9 protein-coding genes are annotated in these 9,327 nt (G+C 58.6%); 8 read left to right on the top strand and 1 reads right to left on the bottom strand.

The features are described 5' to 3' along the window. The first annotated feature begins 205 nt into the window (after positions 1-205). The 7 genes from WMO20_RS13990 to WMO20_RS13960 all read left to right on the top strand — a co-directional run bounded on the left by WMO20_RS13990 (position 206) and on the right by WMO20_RS13960 (position 8,106). Entirely contained in the window at positions 206-1,069 is an 864-nt protein-coding gene (locus WMO20_RS13990) for a TraX family protein (protein WP_349187264.1), read from the top strand. A 4-nt stretch (positions 1,070-1,073) separates the two neighbouring features. Beyond that, complete coding sequence (locus tag WMO20_RS13985; protein WP_112115992.1) at positions 1,074-1,754, top strand: response regulator transcription factor; 681 nt, start codon at positions 1,074-1,076, stop codon at positions 1,752-1,754. Beyond that, positions 1,736-2,683 carry a histidine kinase dimerization/phospho-acceptor domain-containing protein gene (locus WMO20_RS13980; RefSeq protein ID WP_349187263.1) on the top strand — a complete coding sequence of 316 codons (948 nt, stop codon included), beginning with the start codon at positions 1,736-1,738 and terminating at the stop codon, positions 2,681-2,683. Before WMO20_RS13985 ends, WMO20_RS13980 begins: the two co-directional genes overlap by 19 nt. Positions 2,684-3,034: 351 nt before the next feature. Next, positions 3,035-4,330 carry a cation:proton antiporter gene (locus tag WMO20_RS13975; protein WP_349187262.1) on the top strand — a complete coding sequence of 432 codons (1,296 nt, stop codon included), beginning with the start codon at positions 3,035-3,037 and terminating at the stop codon, positions 4,328-4,330. Positions 4,331-4,616: 286 nt separating this feature from the next. After that, entirely contained in the window at positions 4,617-4,868 is a 252-nt protein-coding gene (locus tag WMO20_RS13970; RefSeq protein WP_112090985.1) for an AbrB/MazE/SpoVT family DNA-binding domain-containing protein, read from the top strand. Between the two features lie 21 nt (positions 4,869-4,889). Beyond that, positions 4,890-5,825 (top strand): alpha/beta fold hydrolase, encoded by a 936-nt coding sequence (locus tag WMO20_RS13965; protein WP_349187261.1) that lies wholly within the window; start codon positions 4,890-4,892, stop codon positions 5,823-5,825. Positions 5,826-6,153: 328 nt separating this feature from the next. Beyond that, the gene (locus WMO20_RS13960; RefSeq protein WP_349187260.1) at positions 6,154-8,106 is read left to right on the top strand and encodes a bifunctional metallophosphatase/5'-nucleotidase; all 1,953 of its coding nucleotides are present in this window, start codon (positions 6,154-6,156) and stop codon (positions 8,104-8,106) included. Positions 8,107-8,215: 109 nt separating this feature from the next. On the opposite strand, the gene WMO20_RS13955 is transcribed toward WMO20_RS13960, so the two are convergent. After that, positions 8,216-8,692 (bottom strand): peptidylprolyl isomerase, encoded by a 477-nt coding sequence (locus tag WMO20_RS13955; RefSeq protein ID WP_097779072.1) that lies wholly within the window; start codon positions 8,690-8,692, stop codon positions 8,216-8,218. Between the two features lie 267 nt (positions 8,693-8,959). On the opposite strand from WMO20_RS13955, the gene WMO20_RS13950 reads away from it, so the two are divergent. Beyond that, positions 8,960-9,268 (top strand): helix-turn-helix transcriptional regulator, encoded by a 309-nt coding sequence (locus WMO20_RS13950; RefSeq protein ID WP_349187259.1) that lies wholly within the window; start codon positions 8,960-8,962, stop codon positions 9,266-9,268. The last annotated feature ends 59 nt before the right edge of the window (positions 9,269-9,327 follow it).

The raw sequence follows: 9,327 nt of genomic DNA, 5'->3' as shown, positions 1-9,327 counted from the left end.
TAAGCTTACTTGTGCCGAAGATAGTTAGCTGGAAACGGCTTGTGAAAATAGGTAGTCGCCGACTTAACAGAAAGCTCTGAGATGAAAATCTCAGGGCTTTTTTGTTGCATTTCGGGGCAGAAAATAGTATCATAAAAGGCAGAACCTTATACTTTCTACAGATTTTCCTGTTACACTGGATGCATAAAAGGAAAGGAGAGTCTGTATGGACAAATTAACGAAAAAGGGGCTGGACGGCACCCAGCTCAAGACCATTGCACTGGCGCTGATGGTGCTGGACCACATTCATTATTTCTTCGAGTTCACCGGCTGCATCCCGACGGTGTTCAGTATGCTGGGGCGGCTCAGTGCGCCGCTGTTTCTGTTCTGCACGGTGGAGGGCTTTGCCCACACCCATGACCGAAAGCGGTATTTTATCCGCATCTGGGCTATCGGTGCAGCCATGGCGGCGCTGGAATTCTTTATGATCTACGCCAAAGCCTTCCGGCGCGGGGATGGCTTCTACCCGCTGAACGCTATTTTTCAGGATCTTGCGCTGCTGTGCATCGTCTGGCAGGGTATCGACTGGCTGCGGGAGAAAAAGCTCGCAAAAGGCATTGGCGCCATTGCCGCCGTCTTGTGCTGGCCGTTTGTGGTGATCGTGTTTCTGCTGCTTTTCCCCGGGGTGCAGGGTATGCCCATTGCTTCGTCAGTCGTGGCCTTTGTCATCACCAGCCCGCTGCCCATGTGGACAGGTATCACGGATGGCGGATGGAGTTTTCTGCTGGGCGGTGTGCTGCTGTATGCCCTGCGGGGGCATCGCCGCGTACAGCTGACAGCATGGGCCGTGCTCATTTTCCTGTGTGACTTTGCGCTGACCTTTGGGATGGCTTGCCGACAGGAGGGTTTTGTCTGGACGCAGATGTTCACCGACTACTACGAGTGGTTCGGGGTGCTGGCAGTGCTGCTGATGCTGCTGTACAACGGGCAGCGGGGCAAGGGCCACAAGCAGTTGTTCTACTGGTTCTATCCCGCCCATGTGTATCTGCTGTATGGGGCGTCCTGCCTTGTTTATAACGTGTTGAGGTGATTTTGTGGCAAACATTCTGGCAGTGGATGACAATCTGGAGCTCTGCAAGCTGATCCGCACCACCTTGGAGCGGGACGGCCACCGGGTAGAAACGCGGCAGGCGGGCAGAGATCTGACCGAGGCGCTCTGCCGCTGGGCAGACTGCATCCTGCTGGACGTGATGATGCCCGGGGAGGACGGCTTTGCGGTCTGTCGGCGCATCCGCAGTCTGACCGAGGTGCCCATCCTGTTTCTGAGTGCCCGCACCGACGAGGCTGCTGTGTTGGAGGGGCTGGGCATCGGGGCAGACGACTTTTTGTCCAAGCCCTTCCGGGTGGCAGAGCTGAGGGCGCGGGTGGCGGCACATCTGCGGCGGCAGAGCCGCACCCCGGCGCACCGGATGGTGCGCGGCGGCGTAGCCTTTGACCTGACCGCCCGGAGCGCGGCGGTGGAGGGGAAGGCGCTGCCCTTGACCCGCTCGGAGTATGCCATCTGCGAGTATCTGGCGCTGCACGCCGGACAGACCTTTACCAAGGAGCAAATTTACGAAGCGGTTTTTGGCATTGACGGCACTGCGGACGACACCGCCGTGACCCAGCACATCAAAAATATCCGGGCAAAGCTGCGGGCGGCGGGCGTGCCGGAGCCGGAAAAGCTGCTCAATACCGTATGGGGCGTGGGGTACCGATGGAAAAGCGAAGACTGACCTCTCTGCGCAGCGTGCTGCTGCAATATCTGGTGCGCACGGCGCTGGCCTGCCTGCTGGTCGCGGTGGGGTGGCTGCTGGTGATGATGCTGTGGATCCAGAACGGCGGGCTGTTTCTGCCCGCCAATCAGGCGGCACAGGCCTGCCAGAAAGCCGCACAGGACGTTTTACCGGGCATGACCGCAGCCACCTTTGATGAGACGCAGCTGGACTCCTTGTGCCGGTACGCCCTGTTTGCCGCGCCGGACAGCAGCGAGGTGCTGGCCACCAACATGGATGCCGGGCACTTGCAGCGGGCAATGGAGAACCGGCAGGGGAAAACCCACTGGCATTTTGGCTACACGCAGTATTATATGACGTCAAAATTGCAGGACGGAACGGTTTGCCTGCTGCAATTTGACTATGCCGTGCCCTACGCCGACCCTGCGCTGCGGGGCGTGCTGCCGGATATGCAGACGGTGCACTGCATTCTGGGCATTCTGTTGCTGATAGGGGCAGTGGTGTGGAGCACCCACAGGACCGGGCGCTTCCTGACCCGGGAGACTGAAAAGCTGACCGCGGCCGCGCAGGCGGTGGCGCGGAAGGATCTGGACAGCGCGGTATTTTCCGGCGCGAAGGTGCGGGAGTACGAGAGCACTTTGCAGGCGCTGCAGACCATGGGCGACGCACTGACCGGCAGCTTACAGAAGCAGTGGGCGATGGAGCAGCGGCAGCGGGAGCAGATCATTCAGCTGTCCCACAAGCTGAAAACGCCGCTGACCATCATCGAGGGCAACGCGGAGCTGCTGGCAGAGGATGACGGCCTGACCGCAGAACAGAAAGCGCAGGTGGAGTCCATTTTGCAGGGCGCAGAGCAGACCCGCACCTATCTTGGTAAGATCCGCGCCGAGGTGCAGACCCCGCTGCGCTATAAACGGAATGTAGAATGATGACGAAAAAAGACAGCGCTGCTGCAAATAGCCCAACAGAAAAATGAGCCGGACTTCTCCCAAAAGGCGTTGTCCGGCTCGTTTTTTTGCTGTGAGCGGAAGCGGGCGGGAAGCAGCTACAGTGGGAACGGTATATATAAAAGTGGACAGCCTGCGGTGTCCCATATCTTTTTGCCCCAAAATCTGTACGAAACGCGCAGAATAGTTGCTTTTCTCCGGCAGTTCTGATATACTGGACACGTTTTCCCATTTTGACCCCGCACTGGATTTCACACGGGAGCTCGATATTTTTTTGACAAGGAGGAACCGAGTGCTGCGGCTCTTGGCTGCGCACCCAATACAAACCACATTATGGAACAAATGTTGATCTGTCTGTCCCTTGCCCTGATCGCCGGTCTGCTCATGTCACGCGCTGCCAAGGCCGTGCGTCTGCCCGCCGTCACCGCTTACCTGCTTACCGGCCTGCTGCTGGGTCCCTTCTTTCTGGGGCGGCTGGGACTGAGCCGTTTTGGCTTCGGTTTTGGCAGCCTTGCCGCCGTGGAGGGCTACGGCATTATCACGCAGGTGGCGCTGGGCTTTATCGCCTTCGTCATTGGCAACGAGTTCCGTCTCAGCGCCCTGAAGCACATGGGACGCCGCGCCGTGACCGTGGGCATTGCGCAGGCAGTGATCACCACCGCGCTGGTGGATATTGCCCTTGTTGCCCTGCACTTTGCCCGCCCGGACGTCATCTCGCTGGCTTCTGCCATCACGCTGGGCTCTATTGCCGCCGCTACCGCACCCGCCGCCACCCTGATGGTGGTCAAGCAGTATAAGGCAGACGGCCCGCTGACCAAGCTTCTGCTGATGGTGGTCGCTATTGACGACGCCGTGGGTCTGGTGCTGTTCTCGGCCTCCTACGGCGTGGCAAACGCGCTGGAGCAGGGGCGTATCGACCCCGTGAGCGTGGTGCTGGAGCCGCTGCTGGAGATCGCGCTCTCGCTGGCGCTGGGCGCTGCCGCCGGTTACCTGCTGAACCTGCTGGAGGTCTACTTCCACTCCCGCTCCAAGCGCATGAGCCTGTCGGTGGCCTTTGTGCTGCTGACGGTGGGCTTGTCTATGACCGAGTTTGAGATCAATGGCACCCGCTGCGGTTTCTCGCTGCTGCTGGTGTGCATGATGACCGGCACCGTGTTCTGCAACGTCTGCCCCACCTCGGACGAGCTGATGGATCGTCTGGACCGCTGGGTGTCCCCCATCAACATCCTATTCTTCGTGCTGTCCGGCGCAGAACTGGATCTGACCATCCTCACCAACCCCATGGTGCTGCTCATCGGCGTGGTATACATCGTGGCGCGCTCTGCCGGTAAGATCAGCGGCTCTTACCTGAGCTGCCGCGCCACCAGCTGCAGCTCCGCCATCCAGAAGTATCTGGGCATCACCCTGCTGCCGCAGGCAGGCGTGGCGCTGGGCATGGCTGCCACAGCCGCCGAGCTGTCGGACGGCCACATGGTGCGCAACGTGGTGCTGTTCTCGGTGCTGGTGTACGAGCTGGTAGGCCCCACCCTGACCAAGATCTCGCTGACCGCTGCCGGAGAGATCCGCCCCGAGGGACGTACCAGCGCCCGCGTGGAGAACCAGCCCGAAGCCCCTGTGGAGCTGAGCTGAGAGGGTTTGGAATGGCCTCCGCTGCGCTCTGACCATAAGCAGAGGAAAGTTTATTTTTAATAGAGCAATGCCGGAGCGTCTACGGACGCTCCGGCATTGCATTTTCACGGGTGAAGCCGCCTTCCCCACCTTTACGTGCAAAAGGTTGCTTTTTGTCGAATTAACACGCAATCATTGACGAAAGGTGTTATTTTTTGTATACTAAGCTTATCAGCGCTGGCACAATTTTCCTATTGTGTCAGCGGTTGCTAAGTAAGAAGGAAATAGTGAAGGAGAATGACACATTATGAAAAGCACTGGCATCGTCCGCGGCATTGATTCGCTGGGACGTATCGTTCTGCCGAAGGAACTGCGCACCAGTATGCACCTCGACACCGACACCAAGCTGGAGATCTTTGTGGATGGGGACGCCATCGTCCTGAAAAAGCACCGCCCTGCCGGCAGCTGCGATTTTTGCGGCGAGGTGGACGAGCAGGCCATCCAGTTCGGCGGCTACTGCATCTGTACCGCCTGCCGCCGCAAGCTCAGCGCACTGTAACTCAGAAGGGAGGCCCTTTCCATGAGTCAGTTCATCGACTTTACCCTTCCCTCCACCGTGCCGGGGCGCACCCTGCACGGCTTTCGCTGCGTCCCGGAGGGACAGGTGCGGGCGGTGCTGCAGCTGTCCCACGGCATGGTGGAATACATTGACCGCTACCGCCCCTTGGCAGAATATCTGGCCGACCGGGGCATTCTGGTCACCGGGCACGACCATCTGGGACATGGTGCGTCCATCCGCACCAAGGAGGATTACGGCTATTTTGCTGAGCCGGACGGCAACCGCGCCGTGTTGGCCGACCTGCACGCTGTGACCGTGCTTACCAAGCAGCTGTACCCGGATCTGCCCTACTTTTTGCTGGGGCACAGCATGGGTTCCTTCTATGCCCGGCAGTACCTGTGCGAGTACGGCAGGGAGCTGGACGGCGCCATCATCATGGGCACCGGCTTCCAGCCCAAGGCGCTGGTCAAGACAGCCAAGACCCTTTGCCGGGTGCTGGCCACTTTCCACGGCTGGCACTACCGCAGCAGCTTTGTGGCTAACCTTTCCTTTATGGGCTACAACAAGGGGCTGGAAGGCCGCACCACCCACGACTGGCTCAACCGCGATCAGGCCGAGGTGGACAAGTATCTGGCAGAGGAGCGCTGCACCTTTACCTTTACGCTGAACGCCTATTACAGTATGTTCAGCGGCATCCTGCGTTTGCACGACCCGGCTTTTCTGGCACGGATGCCCAAAGACCTGCCGCTGCTCTTCCTCTCCGGCGATGCCGACCCGGTGGGCGAGCAGGGCAAGGGCGTGCGCCGCGCCATCCAGAGCCTGAAGGACGCCGGGGTGCTGAACATTGAAAGCATCTTCTACCCCGGTGCCCGCCACGAGCTGCTGCTGGAGACCAACAAGCTGGAGGTTTTTGCAGATATCGCCGCATGGCTGGATAAACAGCTGGCAAAACAGTAAAAACGACCAACGGGCTGCTGCACAAAACGTGCAGCAGCCCGTTTCTCTTTGGCGGCAAGGGCGGCAGGCACCGCGCAGCAGCAAAAAGAGAGAAGCTGACCCGATAGCGCCTGAGCGCACGGGTGCCAGCGTAAGCAAAACAAGGCGGATTCTCCAAAATGGTTGCATATCATCGCAAAAAGACAACTGCCGTCTTGTTTATTTTGTGCACTTATGCTAAAATAACGGACGGATAGTTGATTTTTATAGAGTGGTATTACTTTTCTGATGCTGTAAAAAATTCGGCTGAGCCGAAAAAAATAAGGACGCAACAAAAGGAGAACACGCCATGAAAAAACTTTTCGCCATGACGGCGGCTGTGCTGCTGCTTTTTTCAGTGCTACTTGGCATCCCCGCCGCCTATGGGCAGGCACCAGAGACGGGCAAAACGCTGGACATTTTGTTCAGCCACGACACCCACTCCCACCTGAACACCTTCACCACCGTGGTGGAGGATGAGGAGACAGACATCGGCGGCTTTGCCCGCGCCAACACCCTCATCAAGGCGCAGCGCGCCAAAGACCCGGACACCCTTGTGATCGACGGCGGCGACTTTTCCATGGGCACCCTGATCCAGACGGTGTTTGAAACGCAGGCCGCAGAGCTGCGGATGCTGGGCTACATGGGCTACGATGTGACCACCTTCGGCAACCACGAGTTTGATTACCGCTCCAAGGGGCTTGCCAATATGCTTACCAGTGCCCGCACCTCCGGCGATGCCGTCCCGGCCATCGTGGTCTGCAATGTGGACTGGGACGCTATGGAAAGCGCCGGTCTTACCGAGGGCCAGCAGCTGCTCAAGGACGCCTTTGCCGCCTACGGCGTGCAGGACTACACCGTGCTGCAGAAGGGTGATGTGCGCATTGCCGTGGTGGGCGTTTTCGGCAAGGATGCCCTCTCCTGCGCGCCCACCTGCGAGCTGAAATTCAAGGACCCGGTACAGGCGGTAAAGGCCACCGTGGCAGAGATCAAGGCGAACGAAAACGTGGATATGATCGTCTGCGTTTCCCACAGCGGTACATGGGACGACCCCAAAAAGTCTGAGGACGAGCTGCTGGCCAAGGGTGTACCTGACCTTGACCTCATCCTGAGCGGCCACACCCACAGCCGCATCCGGGAACCCATCCGGCACGGGGACACCTATGTGGTCTCCTGCGGCGAATACGGCAAAAATTTGGGCAGCCTTACCATGGCACAAAAAGCGGACGGCCGCTGGCAGGTGACCGATTACCAGCTGATCCCCATCACCGCCGACATCCCCGCCGATGCACAAACGCAAGAGGTCATCGACCGCTTTATGGACACGGTGGACGAGGATTATCTGGCGCAGTTCGGCTACACCAAGGATCAGGTGCTGGCAGAAAACGATGTTGTTTTCTCCAACCTGAAGGATCTGGGCAAGGTGCACACCGAGCACAATCTGGGCGATATCATCGCGGACGCCTACGTGTACGCGGTGGAGAACGCCGCCGACTATGACGGCGTACCGGTGGATCTGGCAGTCGTGCCCAGCGGCACCGTGCGCGACACCTACGCCCGGGGCGATATCACCGTGGAGCAGGTGTTCAACTCCTTCTCGCTGGGCATCGGCGCAGACGGTGTGCCGGGCTATCCCCTCATCGAGGTCTATCTCACCGGCAAGGAACTGCGCACCGCCGCCGAGATCGACGCTTCCGTGTCGGACTTCATGACCACCGCGCGGCTGTATTGCAGCGGCCTGAACTTTACCTACAACCCCCACCGTCTGCTGCTGAACAAGGTGACGGACGTCTATCTGGTCAAGGACGGGCAGCGCGTGGAGCTGCAGAACGACAAGCTGTACCGCATCGTGGCCGACCTTTACAGCGGGCAGATGCTGAGCGCCGTGACGGATATGTCCTACGGCATTCTGTCCATCGTGCCGAAGTACGCCGACGGCACACCCATCGAAGATTTTGAGGATGTGATCCTGACCGAAAACGGCAAAGAGCTGAAGGGTTGGGACGCCATTGCGCGGTACATGGCGTCGTTTGAGGACACCGACGGCGACGGCATCGGCAACGTGCCGGACTATTACAGCACCCTGCACGACCGCAAAAAGGTGGAGGACAGCCGCAGCCTTTCCGCGCTGCTGAAAAAGCCCAACCGCTTTACCTTTATCCTCCTTGGCATCATTCTCACCGCCGTTGTACTGGTGGTATGCCTTGTGCTGCTGCTCCGCAAGCTGGTGCGCAAGCTCCGGCGCAGGAAAAAGGCGCGTTAAAATAGCACAATGCCGGACAGCTTGCGGGCTGCCCGGCATTGCGTTTTTACGGGGAAGGATAAAAAATAGCGGAACACCCGCAGGGTGTTCCGCTATTTTGCATTTAAAATTAGCCCTCGATGAGCTCCACGGTCTTCATCTTGACCGGGGTGGTGGGCTTGTCGTTCCAGTCGGTGCGGACGGCAGCGATCTTATCCACAACGTCCATGCCGGCAACTACCTTGCCGAAGGCGGCGTACTGGCCGTCCAGATGGGGGGCATCCTTGTGCATGATGAAGAACTGGCTGCCTGCGCTGTTGGGGTTCATGCTGCGGGCCATGCTGATCACACCGCGGGTGTGCTTGAGGGGGTTGTTCACGCCGTTAGCGGCAAACTCGCCCTTGATGTTCCAGCCCGGGCCGCCGGTGCCGGTGCCCAGCGGGCAGCCGCCCTGGATCATAAAGCCGGGGATGACACGGTGGAAGGTCAGGCCGTTGTAAAAGCCTTCCTTGACCAGCTTTTTGAAATTCTCACAGGTGATGGGGGCAACTTCCTCGTTCAGCTCGATGTCGATGATGCCGCCGTCTTCCATAGTAATGCGAACCATAACGCTACAATACTCCTTTTGTGTTGACCCCGCAGCGGGGGTGTTGGTGGGCAGAAATGCCTGCCCGGATATCCCTTATAGTATACCATAGGTTTTGCCCGTTGCAACGATGCAGATGCAACGTTTTTGTGAATTATCTGCCCCAATAGGCTAAAAATACGCGCCGCAACCGGAGTTTGCGCTCTGGTTGGTGGACGCAACCGGGCTTTTGTGCTAAAATCGTGCCACAAAAACCACAAGAGAAAGCTTCCAAAGGAGGAAACGAATATGAAAAGTGATTTTCTGACCAACCTATTTTTCAGAGCGCTCCAGACGGTGAGCATCGCGACGATGATCGCACGGCTGCTGCTGCCGGTGGCCATCGTGGCTGCACTCTATCTGCTCTGGCGCATTGCCCGCAATCTGGAAAAGCCGCCGAAACTCACGGAGGAAGTCAAGATCGTGCGCAAGTCGCTTTCCGAAATGCTCAAGGAGAACCGCACCCGCTGCAAGATGACGCAGGAGTTTGTGGCTGAGAGCATCGGCGTAAGCCGTCAGGCAGTGTCCAAGTGGGAGAACGGAGTTTCCCATAGTTAAAGATACCACACCAAATATGATGAACCCACGCTTATACACTACCAGCTATAATAAACCGC

The sequence above is a fragment of the Faecalibacterium intestinale genome (assembly GCF_040096575.1).
Classification (GTDB): Bacteria; Bacillota; Clostridia; order Oscillospirales; family Ruminococcaceae; genus Faecalibacterium; species Faecalibacterium intestinale.
Note: the sequence above shows the minus strand (reverse complement) of the source record. Positions and strands in the feature narration are given on the sequence as shown.

Coding starts and splice junctions, on each gene's coding strand:
- WMO20_RS13990 (WP_349187264.1), top strand. CDS start 206: ATGGACAAATTAACGAAAAAGGGGCTGGACGGCACCCAGCTCAAGACC.
- WMO20_RS13965 (WP_349187261.1), top strand. CDS start 4,890: ATGAGTCAGTTCATCGACTTTACCCTTCCCTCCACCGTGCCGGGGCGC.
- WMO20_RS13970 (WP_112090985.1), top strand. CDS start 4,617: ATGAAAAGCACTGGCATCGTCCGCGGCATTGATTCGCTGGGACGTATC.
- WMO20_RS13975 (WP_349187262.1), top strand. CDS start 3,035: ATGGAACAAATGTTGATCTGTCTGTCCCTTGCCCTGATCGCCGGTCTG.
- WMO20_RS13955 (WP_097779072.1), bottom strand. CDS start 8,692: ATGGTTCGCATTACTATGGAAGACGGCGGCATCATCGACATCGAGCTG.
- WMO20_RS13960 (WP_349187260.1), top strand. CDS start 6,154: ATGAAAAAACTTTTCGCCATGACGGCGGCTGTGCTGCTGCTTTTTTCA.
- WMO20_RS13980 (WP_349187263.1), top strand. CDS start 1,736: ATGGAAAAGCGAAGACTGACCTCTCTGCGCAGCGTGCTGCTGCAATAT.
- WMO20_RS13950 (WP_349187259.1), top strand. CDS start 8,960: ATGAAAAGTGATTTTCTGACCAACCTATTTTTCAGAGCGCTCCAGACG.